The organism is Candidatus Cardinium hertigii, assembly GCF_003788695.1.
The window spans coordinates 4,990-28,625 of record NZ_RARA01000021.1 but is presented as its reverse complement, the minus strand read 5'-3'; the positions used below and the strand labels follow the sequence as shown (position 1 = coordinate 28,625).

General features: G+C 35.6%; 18 protein-coding genes, 2 tRNA genes and 3 pseudogenes. 13 read left to right on the top strand and 10 right to left on the bottom strand.

The genetic code is table 11. From position 1 onward, the window contains the following. Positions 1–38 precede the first annotated feature (38 nt). Together rlmB and EDM02_RS01730 are read right to left on the bottom strand one after the other, a co-directional pair. Positions 39–800, bottom strand: a complete 762-nt coding sequence (gene rlmB, locus EDM02_RS01735) for a 23S rRNA (guanosine(2251)-2'-O)-methyltransferase RlmB (protein ID WP_123662594.1) — start codon at positions 798–800, stop codon at positions 39–41. Between the two features lie 578 nt (positions 801–1,378). Beyond that, a tRNA-Met gene (locus tag EDM02_RS01730) sits at positions 1,379–1,451 on the bottom strand. Between the two features lie 141 nt (positions 1,452–1,592). Here EDM02_RS01730 and era point away from each other — a divergent pair. Continuing rightward, positions 1,593–2,384: a GTPase Era gene (era, locus tag EDM02_RS01725; RefSeq protein ID WP_123662592.1), complete on the top strand. Its 792-nt coding sequence runs from the start codon at positions 1,593–1,595 to the stop codon at positions 2,382–2,384. Between the two features lie 361 nt (positions 2,385–2,745). Here era and EDM02_RS01720 read toward each other — a convergent pair whose 3' ends face one another. Together EDM02_RS01720 and EDM02_RS01715 are read right to left on the bottom strand one after the other, a co-directional pair. After that, complete coding sequence (locus tag EDM02_RS01720; RefSeq protein ID WP_184891084.1) at positions 2,746–4,785, bottom strand: ankyrin repeat domain-containing protein; 2,040 nt, start codon at positions 4,783–4,785, stop codon at positions 2,746–2,748. Between the two features lie 418 nt (positions 4,786–5,203). Continuing rightward, complete coding sequence (locus EDM02_RS01715) at positions 5,204–5,812, bottom strand: hypothetical protein (RefSeq protein WP_123662589.1); 609 nt, start codon at positions 5,810–5,812, stop codon at positions 5,204–5,206. A 637-nt stretch (positions 5,813–6,449) separates the two neighbouring features. Between EDM02_RS01715 and EDM02_RS01710 the strand changes: the two genes are divergently transcribed. From EDM02_RS01710 to typA, 3 genes are all read left to right on the top strand, one after another. Continuing rightward, positions 6,450–6,523, top strand: a tRNA-Ile gene (locus EDM02_RS01710). 37 nt (positions 6,524–6,560) lie between these two features. Beyond that, the gene (locus EDM02_RS01705; RefSeq protein ID WP_184891083.1) at positions 6,561–7,403 is read left to right on the top strand and encodes a glutamate racemase; all 843 of its coding nucleotides are present in this window, start codon (positions 6,561–6,563) and stop codon (positions 7,401–7,403) included. A 299-nt stretch (positions 7,404–7,702) separates the two neighbouring features. Next, on the top strand, positions 7,703–9,520 hold the full coding sequence (typA, locus tag EDM02_RS01700) for a translational GTPase TypA (protein ID WP_123662585.1): 1,818 nt from the start codon (positions 7,703–7,705) through the stop codon (positions 9,518–9,520). 80 nt (positions 9,521–9,600) lie between these two features. On the opposite strand, the gene EDM02_RS01695 is transcribed toward typA, so the two are convergent. Continuing rightward, positions 9,601–10,605, bottom strand: coding sequence for an NAD-dependent epimerase/dehydratase family protein (locus EDM02_RS01695; RefSeq protein ID WP_123662583.1), 1,005 nt, complete (start codon positions 10,603–10,605; stop codon positions 9,601–9,603). Between the two features lie 25 nt (positions 10,606–10,630). Between EDM02_RS01695 and EDM02_RS06125 the strand changes: the two are divergent. After that, positions 10,631–10,735: pseudogene (locus EDM02_RS06125) on the top strand (IS481 family transposase); the annotation flags it as partial. A gap of 113 nt (positions 10,736–10,848) precedes the next feature. Beyond that, positions 10,849–11,151, top strand: a complete 303-nt coding sequence (locus EDM02_RS01690; protein ID WP_123662581.1) for a DUF4277 domain-containing protein — start codon at positions 10,849–10,851, stop codon at positions 11,149–11,151. A gap of 203 nt (positions 11,152–11,354) precedes the next feature. On the opposite strand, the pseudogene EDM02_RS01685 reads toward EDM02_RS01690, so the two are convergent. Both EDM02_RS01685 and EDM02_RS01680 read right to left on the bottom strand, forming a co-directional pair. Next, positions 11,355–11,552 (bottom strand): annotated as a pseudogene (locus tag EDM02_RS01685) (IS66 family transposase); the annotation flags it as partial. A 61-nt stretch (positions 11,553–11,613) separates the two neighbouring features. Beyond that, positions 11,614–12,189, bottom strand: a complete 576-nt coding sequence (locus EDM02_RS01680) for a hypothetical protein (protein ID WP_123662579.1) — start codon at positions 12,187–12,189, stop codon at positions 11,614–11,616. Positions 12,190–12,267: 78 nt separating this feature from the next. On the opposite strand from EDM02_RS01680, the gene EDM02_RS01675 reads away from it, so the two are divergent. Next, positions 12,268–13,968: an IS1634 family transposase gene (locus tag EDM02_RS01675; RefSeq protein ID WP_123662577.1), complete on the top strand. Its 1,701-nt coding sequence runs from the start codon at positions 12,268–12,270 to the stop codon at positions 13,966–13,968. 94 nt (positions 13,969–14,062) lie between these two features. On the opposite strand, the gene EDM02_RS01670 is transcribed toward EDM02_RS01675, so the two are convergent. Beyond that, entirely contained in the window at positions 14,063–14,755 is a 693-nt protein-coding gene (locus EDM02_RS01670; RefSeq protein ID WP_123662575.1) for an HD domain-containing protein, read from the bottom strand. Here EDM02_RS01670 and EDM02_RS01665 point away from each other — a divergent pair. From EDM02_RS01665 to EDM02_RS01650, 4 genes are all read left to right on the top strand, one after another. Next, positions 14,741–15,715 (top strand): IS5 family transposase, encoded by a 975-nt coding sequence (locus tag EDM02_RS01665; protein ID WP_123662573.1) that lies wholly within the window; start codon positions 14,741–14,743, stop codon positions 15,713–15,715. The genes EDM02_RS01670 and EDM02_RS01665 overlap by 15 nt on opposite strands. Before the next feature lie 153 nt (positions 15,716–15,868). Further along, entirely contained in the window at positions 15,869–18,061 is a 2,193-nt protein-coding gene (locus tag EDM02_RS01660) for a sodium:solute symporter family protein (RefSeq protein WP_123662571.1), read from the top strand. Positions 18,062–18,089: 28 nt separating this feature from the next. Continuing rightward, a complete protein-coding gene (locus EDM02_RS01655) occupies positions 18,090–19,316 on the top strand; it encodes an HD domain-containing protein (RefSeq protein ID WP_123662569.1) in 1,227 nt (408 codons plus the stop codon). A 937-nt stretch (positions 19,317–20,253) separates the two neighbouring features. Beyond that, positions 20,254–21,255, top strand: coding sequence for an NAD(P)H-dependent glycerol-3-phosphate dehydrogenase (locus EDM02_RS01650; protein ID WP_123662567.1), 1,002 nt, complete (start codon positions 20,254–20,256; stop codon positions 21,253–21,255). A 719-nt stretch (positions 21,256–21,974) separates the two neighbouring features. On the opposite strand, the gene EDM02_RS01645 is transcribed toward EDM02_RS01650, so the two are convergent. Further along, positions 21,975–22,175, bottom strand: a complete 201-nt coding sequence (locus EDM02_RS01645) for a hypothetical protein (protein ID WP_123662560.1) — start codon at positions 22,173–22,175, stop codon at positions 21,975–21,977. Continuing rightward, a complete protein-coding gene (locus tag EDM02_RS01640; RefSeq protein WP_123662558.1) occupies positions 22,162–22,473 on the bottom strand; it encodes a hypothetical protein in 312 nt (103 codons plus the stop codon). The genes EDM02_RS01645 and EDM02_RS01640 overlap by 14 nt, the downstream gene beginning before the upstream one ends. A 20-nt stretch (positions 22,474–22,493) precedes the next feature. Between EDM02_RS01640 and EDM02_RS05645 the strand changes: the two genes are divergently transcribed. Next, entirely contained in the window at positions 22,494–22,661 is a 168-nt protein-coding gene (locus EDM02_RS05645; RefSeq protein WP_184891081.1) for a hypothetical protein, read from the top strand. A gap of 182 nt (positions 22,662–22,843) precedes the next feature. Next, a pseudogene (locus tag EDM02_RS01635) lies at positions 22,844–23,410 on the top strand (IS4 family transposase); the annotation flags it as partial. Positions 23,411–23,636 lie beyond the last annotated feature (226 nt).

Sequence of the window (23,636 nt, the reverse complement as noted above, 5' to 3'; positions counted from 1 at the left end):
ACCATCTGCCCAAAACCGAACGGCTAAAAATAATAGGCTTATACAAACCGCTGCCGAAGCACTTCATAGAGCACCATGCCAGCTGCTACAGATACATTTAAGGAAGCAATTGTGCCATGCATAGGAATCTTAATATGATGCATAGCCCATTTTAAATGTTCCGTAGCTATACCAGTACCTTCTCCACCTAGTATCAATACCATAGGCATTTTTAAGTCTACCTGGTATAATGCTTGATTTGCTTGCTCGTGACAGGCCACTATAGCTAATCCACTTGATTGCAAATAACCCAACGCATTACTTACATTGGCTACGCGACAGAGGGGCAGCCTGGCCAGTGCGCCTGCCGATGTTTTCATAGCTGCACCAGACAACGATGCACTGCCTTGTGTAGGGAGCACCAATGCATCCACCCCCATACAGCATGCAGTACGAACAATAGCACCTACATTATGCACATCTGTTACCCCATCTAATAACAAAATCAAAGGCGCTTTCCCTTTTTCAAAAGTAGTCTGAACAATCCTATCCAAGGAAACAAATGCAATAGGCGATAGTACCGCTACTACGCCTTGATGATTGCCATTGGCAAGCCGCTGCAACTTTTGAATGGGCACATAACTAAAAGGAATTTCATGCGTATGTATTAGGTCATACAATTCTTTTAAGAACGACGTATGAAATTTTCTTTGCAAGAAAATTTTTTCAATCGTTCGGCCAGCAAGTATGGATTCCATAACCGCCCTAGTACCAAAAATAAGATTTAACGGCGTAATGGGCGCTTTTTTAGAGGTAAGCATAATGCTAACTTTTTCGAAATGGGTTCCTTTATAAGGCTTCGTAAAAAAATCTTAAAGTAGTTTCCACTTTATGCCCATTTATATTTTGTAACGTACAAGGAGCAGACGCATAGGAAATTTTAGATGCGTGGGAAAATAGACGTATTCGTTCACTTGCGTGGCAGCCATATTTTATAGATTATTAATGATTTTATACATTTTTTTTAAAAACTACTTATTTTAAAGCTACTTTTTTTGCTTGATCAAAAAAAGTAGCCAAAAAAAATCAAGCGCTGGTGAACAAAGCTGTTAAAAATTTCAGGCTGCAAGCTGAAAATCAGAACTCGCCCAGGCCTACAGCCTTGGGCTCAAACAGGCTGATTTTCTAATAGCTCTCAGCCTGAAATTTTCTAGTCACAGCTTTGTTCAAGGCGCATTTTTTACGATCTAGTATTATTACGCTTGCTAATTGGTGTGAACATAGATACGTATAGGCCACATGACTGAACGGATACAAATAGAAAACCCCACCACCTGCTTAATAAAATTATGGATGAACCGTATCCAAACAAGCAAAAAACTAGAGACAGAAGGGAAAGTTGCGGGGATAGGACTCGAACCTATGACCTTCGGGTTATGAGCCCGACGAGCTACCAACTGCTCCACCCCGCGATAAAGCTTTACATTTCAATGGATATATAATCACATATATTAACATATATTACGCATGCATATTACTACTTGCACCAAAACAATTATACTATTTTTTTTGTAATATTACAAATATATAAAAATCTATTTTAAAATTTTCTTATGCATGAAAGCGATTATAGGGCTGGTTTTGTAGCAATTATTGGTCAGCCCAATGCTGGAAAATCTACTTTGATGAACCTATTAGTTGGAGAGAAACTTGCCATTACCCATTCAAAAGCACAAACTACACGCCATAAATTGTATGGCATCGTTTCTGAAAAAAAATTTCAGATCACCTACATAGATACACCAGGCATTATTATACCTGCCTACCCGCTCCAAAATGCCATGATGGAAGCAGTAAAAATGGCTCGTTTTGATGCCGATATCATTCTCTGGCTTATAGATATACAAGAGCTAGCAGCACTGCAATTTTTTCAAAAAAACCATACAAAAAAACCCACCCTATTGGTATTGAATAAAGTTGATCTAATAACCCCTATTCAGCTAAAGGAAATAATGGCCTATTGGTCGGACCATAATCCAAATATAGAAATTATTCCTATAGCTGCTATACAAAATAAAAATATAGACCAACTGATTCAAAAAATCGTTGCCTGGCTACCCCAACATCCGCCCTATTATCCTGAAGAAACGCTAACAGATAAATCAGAGCGCTTTTTTGTACAGGAAATGATACGCGAAAAGATCCTAGACCAATACCAACAAGAAATACCTTACAGTGTAGAAGTAGTGATAGACAGCTTTAAAGAAACGGAAACACTTATTAAAATTCGATCCATTATACATGTAGAGCGACAAACGCAAAAAGGTATTATAATAGGCAAACAAGGAGGGGCGTTAAAAACGTTAGGCATAGAAGCTAGGNGCGTAAAAATGCGTTGCTACTGAATAAGTTTGGCTACCCAAATCTATCAAAAAAAACATAGGTAACCGAAAATGGGGCAGAAATTATATTATCCCTTCACTGGCCTAGCAGCAATGTTTTATAGATTATAGCATATTACTAATATTTAATAATTAATAATTTTATCCATTTTAAAAAAAACTATTTCTTTTAAAAAAAACTATTTCTTTTAAAGCGCAGCCAGCTTTTCAAAGACGAAGAGTAGGCTCAAACAGGCTGATTTTCTAACATCTTGCAGCCTTTCTTTTCTACTCACAGCTTTCTTCAAGGCGCATTTTTTATAAACTTACATTATTGCGCTATTTTTCAATCTTGCGAAGATGAACAGATACCTACATGCTGGGACTAAATAACTATTTTAATATTTCTACTGCATAAAGTCTTTATTGCCTCTTTATTTTTGATAAGGTTATTAGATAAATCAAGTGTACATAACTGATTTAGATTTAGGTTCGTTGCATCAAAAGTTGTAAGTTGATTCTTAGATAAATGAAGATATTTTAACTGATTTAGATTCTCTACAACAAAAGTTGTAAGTTGATTATTAGATATATAAAGCTTTTCTAACTGATTTAGGTTCACTACAACAACAGTTGTAAGTTTATTATTAGATAAATAAAGCTCTCCTAACTGATTTAGGTTCGCTACATCAAAATTTGTAAGTTTATTATTAGATAAATTAAGATATCTTAACTGATTTAGATTCGGATTTAGGTTCGCTATATCAAAATTTGTAAGTTTATTATTAGATAAATTAAGCGTTATTAACTGATTTAGGTTCGCTACATCAAAATTTGTAAGTTTATTATTAGATAAATTAAGCTTTATTAACTGATTTAGGTTCGTTACATTAACAGCTGTAAGTTTATTATTAGATAAATGAAGATATATTAACTGATTTAGCTTCGCTACATCAACAGCTGTAAGTTTATTATGAGATAAATCAAGATATCTTAACTGATTTAAGTTCGTTATATCAACAATTGTAAGTTGATTATGAGATAAATCAAGATATCTTAACTGATTTAAGTTCGTTATATCAACAATTGCAAGTTGATTATGAGATAAATTAAGATTTTGTAACTGATTTAGGGTCGCTACATTAACAGTTGTAATTTGATTATGAGATAAATTAAGCCTTCTTAAGTTATCTCTGGTATCCTCAGAGAGCACCGATAAAAATAGATTTAAATCATTATTATTTAATCTTAAGTTAGATAAACCAAGAGCAGTCACGTTTGTTTTATCTGTATGTAGTAATTTAAGAGATCTTAATGGTGTTTCCTGATCCCTCAACCGCCCCACCAAGTTTATTAGGGGACGCATGTGACGAATATCCATAGGGCCACGGTAACAAACATGTCTTATCCCAAATCTTATTACAAAATCACATCCTGCCTCAAAATGTGCATCATTACGGCCATCAATAATGTAAGGCTGGTTCTCATTATATTTTCTCCTCTTTACTACTTTTTTGGAAATAGCTTGAAATTGTCTATTAACCTCACATAAAAGATCTTTCTTTTCATCATTAGACGTGAACTGTACAATCTCTTCCCAGGTTTCAGTTGGTATGGGTAGTTTTAACGCTCTTACACACTCCCAGCGATTATTATGGATAGCAATATCCAGCGCAGTGTCACCTTGATTGTTTTTTTCTTTTCTATTTGCTTTTTTCGCAAGTAGCTCCTCTATACACGCCCAGTAGCCCTCTTGGGCAGCTAGATGCAACGCAGTCGCACCTTGATTGGTTTTTTCGTCTACGCATGCTCCGAACTCAAGTAACTCTTTTAGAGATGCTAAATCACCCTTATGGGCAGCTAGATGCAGCGCAGTGGTATCTTGTTTGATTGTATTTTTTATATTTACATCTGCTCCTTTATCACATAACTTTTTTACACATGCCCAGTGACTATTATTATTATTATAGACAGCTAGATGCAGCGCGGTCCAACCTTCGTTAGTTTTTTCGTTTATATTTGCTCCTCTCGCAATTAACTCCTTTACACACACTAATTGACTATTACAGGCAGCTAGATGCAGCGCGGTCCAACCTTCATTAGTTTTTTCGTTTATATTTGCTCCTCTCGCAATTAACTCCTTTACACACATCGAGTGACCATACCTGGCAGCTAGATGCAGCGCGGTCCAACCTTGACCATCTATTGCGTCTACTCTTGCTCCTTGCACAAGTAGCCTCCTTACACACATCGAGTGACCATATCTGGCAGCTAGATGCAGCACGGTCCAACCTTTATGAATTTTTTCGTTTACATTTGACCCTCCCTCAAGTGATAAGCAGCAAACCTTTTGATTTGGCGCAACTATGTTACGACTTGCTAACGGCCTTGCATTTTGATAAGGGCGTTGTCTAGGCAACACCATTTGATTCTGATGGGTACAACTGTATATGAAAAATAATAGGTAGTAAAAAATTATCTTCTTGATGGCATTATGGATCATGGTCATGCTTAAAATGAACGTTGTATTGATAGGATTAAATTTTCTTATGTTTCTCCCGCTTGTATACGCAATGGTGATACGTTTTGTGCATACAGCAACAATAACTAAGCGTGTTGAATAAAAATGTACAACTGACCTCTAAAAAAGGTAAAATTAAGTGAGCATATTTTTTTGATGAATCTACCAGAAAGGCTTAAAGCCTTCATTATAGTTCAACCCTGCACACTCAACTTTTCTTTATAGAAAGTCGACATGCAATTTTAGGAAATTTTTTTATGAAATACAAATGTTTAGTAGTATCCGTTCAGGCCACACCACTGAACGGATACAAAAAAAACAATTAACTGGAAATATAGATAAAAGTAAATACTTTTTTACCCTCCTTAACATAACGGTTATGTAACTTTATAGCCTGGTAAGTATTTCGCTCTTTATAACCCTGAATGTCACCTTCTTTTAATTTATTTTTAAGCGCATCCCTTAGCTTTTGACTCACACCTAAATGTTCTTCTAAACCCGTAGATATAATAAGAATTGCTCCTTTATGATCATCTATAGCCAATAATTCTTCTAAAAATTCCGCGGGCATACCACCCTCTTTATCATTATACTTATGTTTTATGAGCGGTAGCGTTTTAGGAAATTTTTCCAAAGTTACACGTCCATAAAAATTAGGCGTCAGTACCCAGTAACCTTCTTTGTTATCAGTGGCTTTAAAATCTACAATGTTTTTTTCAGATTTTGGACATACCTCGGCGTTCAAACACTGTTGGTGATCTGTAACATGAAAACGCAATTTCCCGAAATCACACTTCGTAATTATACATTTATCTTTGGGTACCTTATCTTCATCATCTTCATCTTCATTACAAACCCACCATTCTGGATGCCGAATTTCGCTTTCGTCTTTTTCATGATTATAACAAGAGGATGATCCAAATAAGCACAAAAAGATAACAAATAGCAAAAAGCTGATGGCTGAGGATGGCAAAAATAGGAAAACACGCATACATCTGTACAAAAAATCGTAAATAAAAGAAAGGGGTCCCAAGTGCTATTGCTATAAAATAAACCACACTTTTCACCAAAGTTAAACAAAAACAAATCAGATACAAAAACAAGAATCATTTATATAGCTACCCTGCAAAAAACCAACCAAAAGGGAAATGATCTGGTCAACTCCTAATGATCTGGTCAATCCCTACTGTTATTTAATGTGGGTGCTGGATAAGCATTATATTAAAAATAATAATTCAATCAATATTTTGTATATACTAAAATGACTACCATATGAAAAATAATCTTAAATTAAGTAAAGAGGGGTTGGCCAGTTGTTTTATAAACCATACATACCATAAAAAATACGTATATAAATACGGGTTAATATTTTTATAAAATTGATTATTAGACAAAAAAAACACTTCCTAATCCAGTAGCACGTTCATTTAGGTAAAAAATTATACAATATACCCAAAAACCGCCTGGTTTTTTTAGAAAAAAAACCGTACCATTGCTAATGCTGTGCATACTATCATCAGGGCCAGGGCATTTTATGGCATTCCTGTAGCAGATAGATGAGCACAAGAGGGCCCATAGCTCAGTCGGTTAGAGCATCTGACTCATAATCAGCAGGTCCCAGGTTCAAGTCCTGGTGGGCCCACATCATTACAGCTATCTTATACCTTACTTGCCATATCGTGTTATTAAACCATCCCCAAAGGTCTGCTCCAATTGCCATTTATGACAGTGGCGTAGGTGGTTTGGCTATAACTAGAACGCTCAAAGCATTTTTACCACAAGAACGTATCCATTATATTGGAGATACCAAAAACTTACCCTATGGCCAAAAAACAGCAACCGCATTATGTGGCTATATCAAACAAGTGGTAAATTTTTGCCTAAATAAGCACTACAAACTACTGGTTTTGGCTTGTCATACCGCTGCTGCTGCAGCAGTTAGTTTTGTACCATCATACCTCAAAAGTATAGGCCGAAAAATTGACATGATCAATGTCATTGACCCAGTAGTAACCTACATCACAACGGCCAGTACTTACCACCACATAGGCCTGATAGGCACGCCCTATACCGTAACACATGGAAGCTATACAGAACGATTGCAGGCAGCTGGTATAACCCTTTCCGCATTAGCCACTCCTCTACTAGCTCCTATGGTTGAGGCCTATTTTGATCATGGAAAAATAGATAACATTTTACTACATAATTATTTAGACCAACTTCCCTGCCAAAATATAGATGCACTTGTTTCAGCCTGTACGCATTATATATTTCTAGAAAAAGCATTTAAAAGCTTTTTTAAAGACCATTACCAAAGAGATATCGCCATCATTGATGCTGCACAACTTACCGCATTAGCCGTTAAAGCATTTCTCAACGCTCATAATCTTTTAAACCATACAGCACAAAAATTGCCAGACTGTTTTATGGCAACGGCATTAACCCCAGCTTTTAAAAATGCAAGCAAACAATTATTTGGAGCCATACCTATAGAAATTGATTTGGAGCCTTATGCTACATAAATATTTCTTACGTTAAGCTATCTACTCCACAAGACCATAGGGTATGCTTTTTGCAAAAAATTAGTATTTATGCTATCTTTGTATTTTGAGGGCTTTATAGGTATAGGTTAATACCTATCGAAATATACCATATCAAAATAAAGAACTTTGTAGCAAATTTGTCATAATCTTCTAACGCATCGTTATCAAAGTAGTTGTAATCAACAAAGAAATTTTCAAATAGTATCAACTGTCCAATTTTGGAAGTTGATGCGTTATAATAAAGCTTATTACCATCCGATCCAAATTACAATAATTCCATGCAACCATTGCGTAACATTGCTATTATAGCACACGTAGACCACGGGAAAACGACCTTATTAGACAACTTATTAAAGCAAAGTGGCACTTTCAAAGTCCATCAAGAAATAGCCGAACGGGTTATGGATTCCAACGATCTAGAAAAAGAAAGAGGCATTACCATTCTTGCCAAATGTACTTCACTCCTTTGGAGGGATACCCGCATTAATATGGTAGATACACCTGGACACGCCGATTTTGGTGGAGAAGTAGAACGTATTTTAAGTATGGTAGATGGGGTAGTCTTATTAGTAGATGCGGCAGAAGGTACTATGCCTCAAACTAAATTTGTTTTAAACAAAGCATTAAAGCTGGGATTACGCCCTATTGTGTTAATAAATAAAATTGACCGAGCGGATGCACGCGTAGGAGAAGTAGAAGAAGAAATATTGGAACTGTTTATGGCACTTGAAGCTACAGAAGCGCAATTTAATTTTCCGGTTGCCTACGCTTCTGGAAGAGCAGGTTGGGCCAGTAGAACATTAACAGGTGAACGAAAAGACCTATCCCCTTTATTTGATTTAATACTGGAACACGTTCCAGCGCCACAAGTAGACCTACATGCTGATTTCTCTATGCTTATAACCGCAAGAGAATATGATACTTACCTAGGACGTATTCTTACAGGACGGATCTTTACAGGTAGTCTTAGCGTACAGCAGTCTGTAAAAGTGCTCAATAAGGAGAACGAGTTAGTAGAAAATGCTAGGATTACAAAAATTATGGCCTTTCGAGGGATGGAACGCGTGGCCATCGAAGTGGCAAACGCTGGCGATATTATCGTTATTGCAGGAACGCAACAAGCGAACGTAGCCGATACCATTTGTGCACCTACCGTTATGCAAGCTTTGCCTGCTGCCCCTATAGACCCGCCTACACTAGCCATTAACTTTTCAGTTAATGATTCTCCCTTAGCTGGCACTGAAGGCAGCAAGCTTACGTTTAGTGTTCTACGGGATAGACTTATGCGCGAATTGGAATCAAATGTATCTATTCAGGTAACAGAAAGTCCCAATAAAGATTCTTTTGAAGTAGCTGGACGTGGTGAGCTGCAACTGGGCATTTTAATAGAAACCATGAGAAGAGAGGGGTTTGAACTTTCCATTAGTAGACCACGTGTATTAATTAAATCAGGACCTAATGGCACAAAATTAGAGCCATTAGAGGAAATTCAAATAGAATTGGATGATGAATTTTCAGGCTCAGTGATTGAGTCCATGAGTTTGCGCAAAGCAGAAATGAGAGACCTACGCCCAATGGGAGGAGGAAAAACACGTATTATCTTTATTGGACCATCACGGGGTTTAATTGGTTATTATGGAAACTTTCTTACCGAAACTAGAGGAACCGGTATTATGAATAGAACTTTCCATAGGTATGATACCTACCGTGGAGCTATTTCTGGAAGACGCAATGGGGTTTTGATCTCCATGGGTAGTGGCAATGCTATAGCATATGCACTCTTTAATCTAGCCGATAGAGGTAAAATGTTTATTGCTCCAGGAGAAAAGGTATATGAAGGAATGATTGTAGGAGAACACAATAGAGATAATGACCTAGAAGTAAACCTATTAAAGGGAAAACAACTTACCAACATGCGCGCATCAAGTGCAGACGAATCCATTCGGTTAAGCCCACCTATCGTTATGAAACTAGAAGAGGCTATTGCCTATATAAAGGATGATGAACGCGTGGAAGTAACACCCAAATCCATTCGTTTGCGAAAAGCCATATTAAATCCCAGCGAGCGAAAAAGAGCTACAAAGGCGCAACATTAAGTTAAAGTATTTGTTCACATACGTGACAGCTACATTTATAGATTATAGAAAATTCCTAGTATTAATAATGGATGCTTAGCTTACATAAGCTTTTCGGACCAAGTCTTGGGTGTTAGCTTATTCCTTATTTCAAGTGGCCTATTATATTTAAAAGGCCTAGGCCCCTTATTTTCAATATAATCTATAATGCTTTTTAAACCATCTTCAAGATTTTTTTTCGTATTATAATCAAGTAGTCTTCTTGCTTTTTCAGATGAACAAGTTGCGTATTTAACCTCTAAAGGTCTATCATCAGCATAAGTTGGATTGAAATCAACATGCATTAACCTACAAATAGTTTTACCTAGCGTATTGATTGTTATAAACTCTTCATCTGGTCCTACATTTATAACTTCACCATTAACATCAGGAATCAAAAGCGCTTTTTCGAAGCAATGTACAACATCTTCTATAAAACTAAAACATCTTTTTTGAGTACCATCATTATATATAATTAGCGGCTTACCTTGTAAAATTCTGTTGATCATTATTGCCGCAACGTTTCTATAAGGATCTTGGTAACATTGCTTTGGACCAATTATATTATGCGGTACAAGGATTACATATTCCATGCCATGAACCTTTGCTAAAGCTTTAATGGTTTCTTCAGCTGCTAATTTTGCTATACCATATGGATTTTCTGGTATACATACCATATCTTCCCTAAAAGGAATCTCTTTTAGATCACCATATCTTGCCATACTAGAACAGTAAACAAATCTTTTAACATTATTTCGTATGGCCGCTGAGAGAACACTTACACTTATTTGAAAAGTGTTGCGCGTAACATACATAGGTGAAAATACTGATAATCCGTCATAAGGAGAAGCTGCTGCATGATATACTAATTCACAACCTCGCATGTATTTAGTCATTTTATCTAAATCAAAACAATCAGCTTCATAAAACACAACTTCCTTTGGTAAATTTTCTTTCGTTCCCCCGTCTAAATTATCTACACCTACTACGTCGTATCCCAACTGGAGCATTCTTTCTGCCAAATGACTGCCTAAAAATCCAGCCACACCTGTTATAAAAATTTTCATATCACTTTTATTTTTTTTCTAAATGCAATTACTATACTATGCTTTTGACGTGTATCCTTATAAAATACATACTATTTTAACAGATAACGGCATCCAATTTGCCAATAGATCAAAAGATAACCGACATTCCGCACAAAAACGCAATAAAAATCATTATTTATTTTGTTCAGTAGTAGTATTTTTCCACAAAAAAAATAATTATATTACCTATTGCGTTTAAACTGTTCATCTGTAGTTATATATATGCAAATACATCCATCGAATATATTAGGCAGTAAAATATTAGACCATCTAGGTCTAGTAGCAGCTACGATAGATCAACTAGGTATAGCTCATGCCATAGATAAGCGTCTTCCCCTTACAAAAGGCTCCAAGACTACGCATAGCCAACGAGTTATTGCTATGATACTCAATGGTTTGGGTTTTATAGATCATCGTTTATACTTATTTCCTAAATTTATTGAGAACAAGCCTATTAGTAAACTATTTGGAAATCAAGTTAAAGCAGATGANAAAACTGTGGAAAGAAAAGAAAGGGAAAAATAAAAAGAAAATCAACTTGTCTGAGCTCCGTAGGAGCGAGATTTGATTTTCGGTTTTTTTCCTTTCTTTTCAGCAGTTTTTTCACCAGCGCTTGATTTTTTTTGGCTACTTTTTTTGATCAAGCAAAAAAAGTAGCTTTAAAAGTCACATATTTGTTCAAGGCGCATTTTTATGATCCTGCATTAGTATCCGTTCAGTGGAGTGGCCTAAGTCTCTATAATCTGGGAAAGAATATGGAAAGGATTTAGCTTTTGTTGCTTCCAGGATAGATAGAGAGAAATTATTCTTTCCAAAAATCTATTTCCCCGTTCAGATTGGGTAAAGTAAGCATTCTTGCGATAGACTACATAATGTCTAATCTGCCTTTCAGCATGGTTATTCGTTAAGGGTATAGTTAAGGGATCCTATAGTCAAGATTGATAAGATGTATGACATCATAGATCCCAAAATGCGGATATTATCTGTTCAAAACCTTACTATCCATTGTATACCTATGCTATGTACGGTTCTTAAAGGCATAATCCTTTTTTCTACTTCTTCCATCCTAATGACCCTCCTAAATAGATGCTTAAGTTTATATTGTATATTCCAAGACATCCAATGCAGTAATTTCCAGCGTGCTGAACCCATAAAAGCCATACCAGTACCGTAGTAAGATTTAAATTTGTTATCGCTAAACATGGAATTAGGCTCATAGAAATAAAGTCGAGTGATAAAATTTTCAGTTTGAAAGTAATGTATTTGCAAGTCAAATTGTAAATTTTCTTGACGCTTCCATTGCTGCGTACTAGATAGACTGTAGCCATGGTTTGTATGCCCCAAAAGCATGCAGTTTGTATACTGTATGGCTATATTGGTTTTCCAAGTATTGGTAATTTTGTAGCTTGCATGGAGCTTAAATTTGTTTTGGTTTGCTTTGCTAATTTTCGTTGTATTTTCTTCTATTATATTTTGATGCATGTTATGATCCCTCACAGTTCTATGAACAAACTGTAGCATATATTGCGTTCTACGATCCAATGCATAATTAATGTGGATCAATAATCTATGCCCTTTATCTTTCNAAAAAAATAATTATATTACCTATTGCGTTTAAACTGTTCATCTGTAGTTATATATATGCAAATACATCCATCGAATATATTAGGCAGTAAAATATTAGACCATCTAGGTCTAGTAGCAGCTACGATAGATCAACTAGGTATAGCTCATGCCATAGATAAGCGTCTTCCCCTTACAAAAGGCTCCAAGACTACGCATAGCCAACGAGTTATTGCTATGATACTCAATGGTTTGGGTTTTATAGATCATCGTTTATACTTATTTCCTAAATTTATTGAGAACAAGCCTATTAGTAAACTATTTGGAAATCAAGTTAAAGCAGATGATTTTAATGATGATGCTTTAGGACGCTGTTTAGATGCTATACATGACTATGGAGAAACCAAATTTTTTTCAGAAATAGCTTTAACTATTGCTTTACAACATAATATTTTAGGTAAATCTGCTCATTTGGATACAACTACGTTAACACTCTACGGTGACTATGCATGTGCTGAAACAGATGAGGTAGATGAGGTAAAAAATAGTACTGCTGTAGCAGAAACGAACCGATTAACGCTACCTAAGCTAGCCCGTCCAGCTCATGGCTATGCTAAAAATAAGCGCTTTGATTTAAAGCAAATGACTTTATTATTAGCTACTTCTGGAGCTGCTCACTTCCCTATATGGATGGAAGCACATGCAGGTAACGCTGCAGATAAGACAACTTTGGAAGCTGCTGCTACTCGTATGCAAAATTTTTGCAAAGCTTTAGAAAGCACCCCTTCTTTTTTATATGTGGGCGATTCTGCCATGTATGCCAATTGTGTAAAATATGGGCAAAATTTACTCTGGTTATCTAGAGTACCAGATAATATAAAAGTAGCTAAAACTTTATTAACCAAGCAAACTATTGATTGGATAGAGCTAGACAAGGGATATAAATATATAGTTGTTAATCAGATATATCAAGGAATTGCACAAAGATGGGCATTGATTTATTCCAAAGAAGCTTATGATAAGGAAGTAGTTACTTTAGAAAAAAAGATAGAAAAGGAAGCTAGTGAAACCAATAAACTATTATGGCATTTGGGTAATCAGTTATTTGGCTGTCTGCAAGATCTTGATAAGGAAATCTTGCAAATAAATAAAAAATTACACTATCATAAGATTAGCTATACTGCTGCCACTATACCAACTTATCTAAGAAAAGGACGTCCTAAAAAAGATAATAAACCAGACAAAATTGAATACAAAGCCCATACAGTTTTACTACGAGATGAAGAAAAGATTGAACATGCTACGTTAAGTAAAGGACGTTTTATTCTAGCAACCAATCAATTAGATGAAATTGCTCTTAAAGATAGCGAAATATTATCTACTTATAAAGAACAATCTGGTACTGAATCAGGATTTAAGTTTATTAAAGATAACAGTTTTGAAGTAGATTCTATTTTTCTTAAGAAGCCTGGACGGATTAGTGCTTTAATGGTAGTGATGACGCTTTGTTTAATGGTCTATAGCTTTGCGCAGTATGATTTACGTAAGCAATTAGAAGCAACCAATACTACTATCTTATCTCAAAGTGGCTATGCTACTAAGAAACCTACCATGAAGTGGATTTATAAACTCTTTCATGGCGTACATCTACTTAAAATAAAGATAGGTGAACAGTATCATGAAATAGTTCTCAATATGAATGATATACTAAAAAAGATTGTGCAGCATTTTGGACCTATGGCTTGTAGAATATATGATATTGAATATGAAAATATCTAACAGGGCCAAAGGTCTATCTAATGAGGTTATATTTTGATTATATGGAGTAAAAAGCTTAGCAAGAAAAGGAAAATTGCCTCTTTATAGCCCGTTTTTACGAAAATAATAAGGCTAACTCATACGAATCTGTCGCTAAAAAACCTAAAAAGGGGAAAATATATATTTTAAAAATTTTATGCGGAATGTCGGNNNNATTTTTTTTCCCCCATGGAATATAGAACGAAAGCGTTTCTTTGGCTATGCGTTGTTGATCTGCCCATTCACGCGCATATAAAGTTTGAGTATTGTGGAGCCTATCAGCTAATTTAACCTGTATAACACGGATGTTAACACATTGGCTCAGCATATTTTTGTTTTCCATATCACTGAATTTCCAAGGATAACCATTTGTATGGTAATGGGTAACCCTATCTACAATATAGGCAACTTCAGGGCCATACATGAGATCTATTTGGGTTAAGGTTACCGGTGTATCTTCTACTATATCATGCAACAAACCAGCTAGAATGGTAGATGGATCTTTGGTAACATCTAGCAGTATCTTAGCTACTGCCATAGGATGCGTATAATAAGGCGCTCCCGATTTACGTATCATAAGACCATGCGCATTTTTAATAAAAGCAATGGTTTTTTCCACTATTTCTTGCGTCAAATTGGTTTCTGCTGTAAGCAAGTCTACTAACGTTCTTTCTTGTGCTAAGCTTTCGGTTGTTTCGCTTACCTTATTAGCAGCCAAATCGGTAGAATGGTAGTGAGGCCGTTGCAATAGACAATTAAATGTAAACATACCTTTTTTGATCAAATCACTAAAATAATTGATTGGTCAACAATTGAAAAAGAACTTCGCATTTATTATGCTAAAGGCCTACGCTTATCTGGCAAACCTGCCTATAGTCCCCTACTTTTATTTAAAATGCTTTTACTTCAGACATGGTATGGACTGAGTGACTATCAAGTAGAAGAAGAAGTAAACGACCGTATAACTTTTAGCCTATTTTGTGGTATTTCAATGGACAGTTCGGTTCCGGATCATAGTGTATTAAGCAGATTTAGGACTATGCTTACAAAGAAGAAGGCACTAGAGAGGTTATTAAATATAATTAATGATCAGCTATCTGCCCATGGGGTACTGGTTAAAAATGGCTCAGCTGCTATTGATGCTTCAATAACTCCTACTCCCAGATGTCCTAAATGGAAAAAAAGTTATGATCTTCATGCAGATGGCAGTATAACCGTATCTGAAAGTTATCAAAAAGGAGTAGATCCAGAAGCAAGTTGGACTAAAAAAGGTCCTAAGCTATATTATGGCTATAAGCGGCATATACTTGTAGAAAGTAAAGAAGGATTAGTGCTAGCCGTCAGTACCACAAAAGCATCTAGTCATGATAGCGGTCATTTAGAAGACTTATTAAATAAAGTAAACTTACCGCCCGGTAGCAGGGTATATGCAGATAAGGGCTATAGCGGTTCGCCTAATGAAACGTTATTAAAGAAAAAAAAGTTAAAATCAGCTATTCAGAAGAAGGCTACTAAGCATAATCCTTTATCAGCTACCGCTAAGCGGTTTAATAAATTAGTAGCCAAGACTCGTTATAAGGTAGAACGTGTATTTGGTAGTATAAAAAGTTGGTTCCGCAGTTCGGGAGCCCGCTATATAGGTATTGATAAAATGCATACACAACATCTTATGGAAGCAATAGCTTATAACTTATACAGGTCCCCAAATATCATTTTAAGAGGTTGCTAGGGGAATGGTCTATCCAAAATGAACTAAAAGCATCTAAAAATCAATAAATAATGATATTCTTACTGCCATAACCCCAAAAATGGCAAAAAATAACAAAAAATAATACTGGAAAAATAGAAAAAATTATACTGTCGGCCTGTTGCAACGGCCTCGATAGGTAGTGTATATGGTAAGTACCCAAGGCTTATTACTGCTTTGGCCTGTATTGCTGCTTCTATTGCTGCTCTTGCCGTTCAAATCACCGTAATATCCAAGGCAATTAGCTTCTGCTTAGGTTCAGTTGACGCTGAGTTAAAATATTACACTACCGTTTTAGCTACCTTTATCTTAATTTTCTATTCTACTCTTGGAGGTATTCGTGCGGTTACCTTTACGGATGTATTACAATTTATAACCTTTTCTATTATTATTCCTCTTTTGGCTGTATGGATGTTTCACAAGATCAGCAACCCAGTTGCAGAAAGTCTCTCTTTTTTGCAGACACAAGAAAAATTTCAGTTTAGTAGCGTATGCCATTCTCATACTAAATTAATAGGTATAATTTTATTAATTTTAACCAATTTAGTGTCTGGTATAGAACCCCCAAAGATACAACGTGTATATATGTCTTCTGGTATTATACAGGCAAAAAAGGTTTTCTTATATTCTACTTTATTTAGTTTTCTTATAGGCATTTTAATATTATTAATCGGTCTATTTGTTTTTATAGGAGCACCAGCATTATCTATAGAAGCAATTTGGCCCTATATAATGAACAATATTTCGCCTTTTTCTCAAGGCCTTATTTCTATCAGTTTATTGGCTATGACTATGTCTACAGCTGATTCTTATTTAAACAGTTGTGCGGTTATGGTTAGCCATGATATCTTGGAAAGTATAAGAGGGATAAAGGTCCTTTCCAAGGTGTATCAATTCATGCTAGCCAGACTGACTTCCCTAGTCATAGGCCTATTGGCTATGGTATTAGCTTTTTACCGTAATGATTTATTAGACTTACTTAAATTAACTTTTGCTTTTACTGTACCTATTATAACCGCTCCCTTTGTTTTAGCTGTTTTTGGTTTTCGGGGTAGCGGGCGTACGGCTTTGATCGGTATGGCTACCGGTATAGTAACCATTATAGCTTGGAACCAATGGATTGAACCAAAAACAGGCATAGATGGTTCATTTGTTTGTATGCTGGCCAATGGCTTAGCTATGCTAGTTGCGCACTATTCACTGCCTCAGCCACCCGGTACCGGCTGGATAGAGCCAGATGATGAACTTAAACAGATTAGGCAAGCCAATACACGGAAATGGGCACGTAGAAAAGAAGCATGTAAAGCACTTTTTTCAAAAGGTAACTTGGCTAATCTTCAACCAACTACGGTTAGGTTAGTGGGGGTTAGTATATATGTTATTACCACTGCTTTTGTAGATCGTTTTATAATGGGCGCTATGCATCCTACCTATTGGTCAATATTCCAAATTATGGTAGGTGCTTGTTTTGCAGGATATGGGATCTTTATTCCAAAAAATAAATTTCCATCCTGGTTAGTAGCTCGATATTGGCTAATAGGTTTAGCTTTTTGTTTTCCCGTAAATAGTATTTGGCATTTTGGGCATGCCACCGATTCCCTATTGACATTAACTTTAACTTTGGTTCATTTAAGTATAACTTTATGGGTATTACCCTTATATTTGGGGCTTCTGGTCGGTATACCATTCATAATCGTGTATGCCATCTGTTGCATCAAAGCGTTATGGCTATGGGGTACTATGTCACTTCTCCTATTAGGTATAGGATTGCTGATATGCGTCATTATTATTTTCGATAAATTTAGAAACAATAGCTATAAAAATCAAAATACCTATCTAAAAAATCAACAAAAATTAAGAGAAACACAAAAGCTAAAAAGCCTTGCTTATAACTTGCATATTGATACAACACCCGTTACTAGCCAGGAAGAAGAAGATGGTATGATTTTAGAAAAAGTAGTAAAAGATGTTACGCAATCTGTTACATTTATAGATAACACAACGCCTCTCTACAAACAGGATTTTCAAAGTATTATTAATAAATTTTCTGAGTGGGCTATTTTTTTAAAGCAGCAAGCCAAATCTAAAGACCATATCCTATTGCTACCAACTGAAATTTCTATAAATCAACTGATAAATAAAATAGAAGTTGCCTTAGAAAGGGAAATGGAAAATGGCCCTAGATTATTTATAGAGCACAAAGATAATACGGTTCCAGTCAAGATCGTATGTGATGTCAACCAGATCATTCATTTATTGGTTACGGCTATTTTACGTACTGCTAAATCAGATGTTTTAGAGACGCAATTTGTAAGGGTATACTTNTGAGCCCATCGATAATGGATATGCTCCAGCGATGGTTTTTTCAGCTATAGCTTTCGTAATAAGTAGCTCTCATTTACCCCTATCGGAGCTACCCAAAGTGCAAAGCTATTATGAGCCTAATAGAGATAATAAGCAAACTAGTAAGCAAACTGCTTATAGACCTCTAGCACAAACGCATATAGATCTTGGCAAAACACATATAGATCTTGGCAAAAAGACCATAGAACGTATTATGCATACCCACTATGGCTATTTGGAAATATCCAATCAAGGCACTATACTGCTGGTGCTTCCTTGGGATGTAACGAAAATCCGAGAGGAGATGATCGCCAAACTACCGATTACACACTTAACGTCGGAAGCGCCNGAGCTACCCAAAGTGCAAAGCTATTATGAGCCTAATAGAGATAATAAGGAAACTAGTAAGCAAACTGCTTATAGACCTCTAGCACAAACGCATATAGATCTTGGCAAAAAGACCATAGAACGTATTATGCATACCCACTATGGCTATTTAGAAATATCCAACCAAGGTGCTATACTACTGGTGCTTCCTTGGGATGTAACGAAAATCCGAGAGGAGATGATCGCCAAACTACCGATTACACACTTAACGTCGGAAGCGCCTATCACTCCCAAGGAACAGGCTGATTCCATGATGGTGTTAATGCAATTTCATGAGTATGTCTGCCAAGTGGCTGAGGTGGATCCAGGGATGATTGCGGAAATACTTTTATTACTTAGGCGTTGTTATGGTTTTAAACGCCATGCATCGGGGCAGTTGTTTTATGTCCGTGCAGTAGGCATTGCACAATGGGTAGCTACTTGGATTTTCCACTCTCCTAAACCTATTTATGCCTCCCTGCTCTATGACCTAGTACGTTATACCCGTTTGCCTCTTTCTTATATTAAGGCCAATTATAACCGGGGTATTTTTTGTTTTGTAGAAAATGTGTTAAACATAGACCAACACCAAGAAATGGCAAAATCTTTACTCTATGTTACCAATCGCTTTAAAGAAGCCATCAACCAAGATCACCTTTCTGTATTGTATATCAAATTGGCAGAACGTCTTTATGACCTACGTTATGCAAAAAATTATAACAATCTTGAAGCAGTGAGGCAGATGGCTAAAGAAACACTTACCGTAGATATTGAATTGGCTAAAAAATATTTAGAATCCGAAATCGCAAAGGAATTAGAAACGGCAGCAAAACAGGCTTTGGCGTTTTGTAATGCAGCTGTACAGGCTGATTAGCTATCTTTTTTTGATCAAGCAAAAAAGTAGCTTTAAAAGAAGTAGTTTTATTAGCCACTTTGAGGCCGTTGCAATAGAAAACAAAAATTTTATAAAAAAAGGAAATCTACACACAAGTGTTAATTAAAAGCCTTAAAAAGGACATAAACCATACTATTTTAACGCTGTAAACTTATAAGAAATTTTAAATTTGTATAATACAATCGTTTCAATTTTCTATTGCAACGGCCTTGTAAAGTTTATGCTTTGAGGTGGCATATAGAAGCGTGTTATAAACGATTAAAGATAAGTGCAGANNNNTTATAGAAAATTGCTAATTTTATTCATTTTAAAAAAAACTACTTCTTTTAAAGCTACTTTTTTTGCTTGATCAAAAAAAGTAGCCAAAAAAAATCAAGCGCTGGTGAACAAATCTGTTGAAAATTTCAGCCTGAAAGCTGAAAATCAAAACTCGCCCAGGCTTGCAGCCTTGGGCTCAAACAAGTTGATTTTCTACTAAGCTTTCAGACTAAAATTTTCTAATCACAGCTTTGTTCAAGGCGCGTTTTTTATGTATCCGTTCAGTGGAGTGGCCTAAGCCTCTATAATCTGGAAAAGATTATGGAAAGGATTTAGTTTTTTTTGCTTCCAGGATAGATAGAGAGAAATTATCCTTTTCAAAAATCTATTTCTTCCCCGTTCAGATTGGGTAAAGTAAGCATTGTATATATTTGTTTATAGATTTTTTAATAAAAAAATAAAATATATATATAAACTCGAATACTATGGAGATTTTATTATTTTTAATCTATAAAATTTTTAATTTTTTATAGATTGGTTGATTTATTGATCTGTTATACTTATAAATACTGTTATATTTTTTTAATTTTTTAATTTTTTATTTGTATATACACATTAATTTTTATAAATTTTTATAATTTTAGTTTATTGAACTGTTATGTTTATAAAGCACCCTCCTAAGCCTTGTGTATTCTCATCTGCCATCGCTATTTTAGGTGCTGGTTCATGGGGCACCGCACTGGCTATTCATCTAGCCCTAAAAGGACAAATTGTACATTTATGGGGAGATAAATCCGATCATATGGAAATACTCCAAGCTTCCCGATTTAACCCAAATTATCTATCTAATATCCGTTTACCTAGCCTTATTTCTTGCTTTTCAGATCTAGCCAAAGCTATAGAAAACGTAACAGATATCTTGATAGCGGTTCCCAGTGCTGCCTTCGATATTATCTTACAAAAATTAAAACCCTTATTTACAAATAACCAGCATCTACTATGGGCCAGTAAAGGCTTATGTAAAAAACAATGGTTACATCAAGTCATCCAGACTATCTTAGGTGATATCCCTTCAGCTGTGTTATCCGGACCTACTTTTGCTTCCGAAATAGCTAGAGGCCTTCCCAGCTTAGCTATAATCGCCTCTTCTTGCAAAAATTTGGCTCAGAAACTGTGTGATCGCTTTCAAAGTCAATATTTTCGTATATCACCCAGTCAAGACGTAATGGGGGTTGAACTGGCAGGTGCTATGAAAAATATCTTTGCTATTGCTGTAGGTATTTTGGAAGGCTTAGGCATGAAAGCCAATACACAATCGGCCTTAATGACAAATGGATTATCAGAAATAATAAAATTAGGACTTGCACTGGGATGCCAATTTGAAACGTTTCTAGGTAGTGCTGGTATTGGTGATCTTATATTAACTTGTACGAATAATCAGTCTCGCAACAGGCGCTTTGGTTTAGCTATCGGTCGCGGTGAAACCATCCAAAAAGCTCAACAATCGATAGATCAAACCATAGAAGGGGTTGAAACCAGTTCTGCTATTATTCAGCACGCTATACAGCACAAAATTCAGTTACCTATTTGCACTCGTGTCTATCAAATTTTGTATGAAGCATACTCTCCACAAACCTTACTCGATGCTTTGCTTCAATAATTTTATTAATAAACTTCTCATCTTCAAAAATTAATGGTGTTAGACTGCTAGATTCAGTTTACTCATAGTATTTACACTGTTTTATACGCTTTATCACTTGCACACCTTATCAACTTTTCAAATTTATTGAATATATCATTTATCTTATGACAAAATAGAGCATTTACTGGATATCACATTTATGGTTATTAAGGACTTCGAAGCCAACAATTGGCAAAAATTTCCTGTATATGCATTTGCACAATGGCCCAAGAAAGTATCCGTTCAGTGGTCTGGTCTATGCGTATTCGTGTTCGCACCAATTAAAAATAGCACAATAATGCAAGATCATAAAAACGCGCCTTCGCTTGATTTTTTTGGTTACTTTTTTATCAAGAAAAAAAGTAACGAATAATTTAGTAATTAAATAATTAAATTAAAAACATTTCTGCCACGCAAGTGAACGGACAATGGCGTCAACTTAAGGTTTAGCTGTTATTGATAACCAAGTAGAATAGGAGGGTAGGCTAATCATGAATTGCCTTAAGTTGACGCCATTGAGTGAACCGATACCCAAGAAAACACAGCGAATATGACGTTGCCAAAAACAAAGCTCTTTTATCATAATCTGCTTATTTAGATTATATTATTTAATGCCAAATATTTATATTTAGCTAATCAGCCTGTACAGCTGCATTACAAAACGCCAAACAAGCACCTACCATAATTTGGAATATTGGCTAATAGGTAGGATGCATAGCGCCCATTATAAAACGATCTACAAAAGCAGTGGTGATAACATATATACTAACCCCTACCAACCTAACCGTAGTTGGTTGAAGATTAGCCAAGTTACCTTTTGAAAAAAGTGCTTTACATGCTTCTTTTCTACGTGCCCATTTCCGTGTATGAGCTTGCCTAATCTGCTTAAGTTTCATCATCTGGCTCTATCCAGCCGGTACCAGGTGGCTGAGGCAGTAAATAGTGCGCAGCTAGCATAGCTAAGCCATTGGCCAGCATACAAACAAATGAACCATCTATGCCTGTGGTTGGTTCAATCCATTGGTTCCAAGCTATAATGGTTACTATACCGGTAGCCATACCGATCAAAGCCGTACGCCCGCTACCCCGAAAACCAAAAACAGCTAAAACAAAGGGAGCGGTTATAATAGGTACAGTAAAAGCAAAAGTTAATTTAAGTAAGTCTAATAAATCATTACGGTAAAAAGCTAATACCATAGNNNNCTAAGAAACCTACCATGAAGTGGATCTATAAACTCTTTCATGGCGTACATCTACTTAAAATAAAGATAGGTGAACAGTATCATGAAATAGTTCTCAATATGAATGATATACTAAAAAAGATTGTGCAGTATTTTGGACCTATGGCTTGTAGAATATATGATATTGAATATGAAAATATCTAACAGGGCCCAAGGTCTATCTAATGAGGTTATATTTTGATTATATGGAGTAAAAAGCTTAACAAGAAAAGGAAAATTGTCGCTTTATAGCCCGTTTTTACGAAAATAATAAGGCTAACTAATACGAATTTGTCGCTAAAAAAACTAAAAATGGGAAAATATATATTTTAAAAATTTTATGCGGAATGTCGGCTTTAGCCAGGGTTTCACTATTTGTTGATTTATCTACATCTCTGATTTGTAATGCTCGGCTTGTACCTTGGAATATAGGAGAACGCACATTAGCAGAAGAACAACTCCCTGAAATGGTTCAGCAAATGCGTGCATTAAAACAAGATAAATTATTATGTATCTATGATCGTGGTTATACTTCAGTAAAGTTTATCAAACAACATTATGAATGTCAAGCAGATTTTATTTTTCGTGTACAAGAAAAAAATTATACTAAGCTATGGGAGCGGGTTGCATCGGGCGAATCAGATTTTGATCTAGTTCTAGAAAATAAGGATAAAACTATCAGCCAGAAAGTAAGAGTCGTAGCGTTTATGTTATCCAATGGCAAAAGAGAAGTTTTGGTTACTTCACTTTTTGACAGAGCACAATTTACCCTGGAAAGCATTAGTAAAGTTTATGCTTTGAGGTGGCATATAGAAGCGTGTTATAAACGATTAAAGATAAGTGCAGAACTAGAGAATTTTTCTGGTATATATTTAGAAGCTGTATTACAGGAATTTTGGGCTCATTTAGTAATGTGAGGCCGTTGCAACAGGCCGACAGTATAATTTTTTCTATTTTTCCAGTATTATTTTTTGTTATTTTTCCCATTTTTAAGGTTATGGCAGTAATAATCTCATTATTTATTGATTTTTAGATACTTTTAGTTCATTTTGGATAGGCCATTCCCCTAGCAACCTCTTAAAATGATATTTGGGGACCTGTATAAGTTATAAGCTATTGCTTCCATAAGATGTTGTGTAT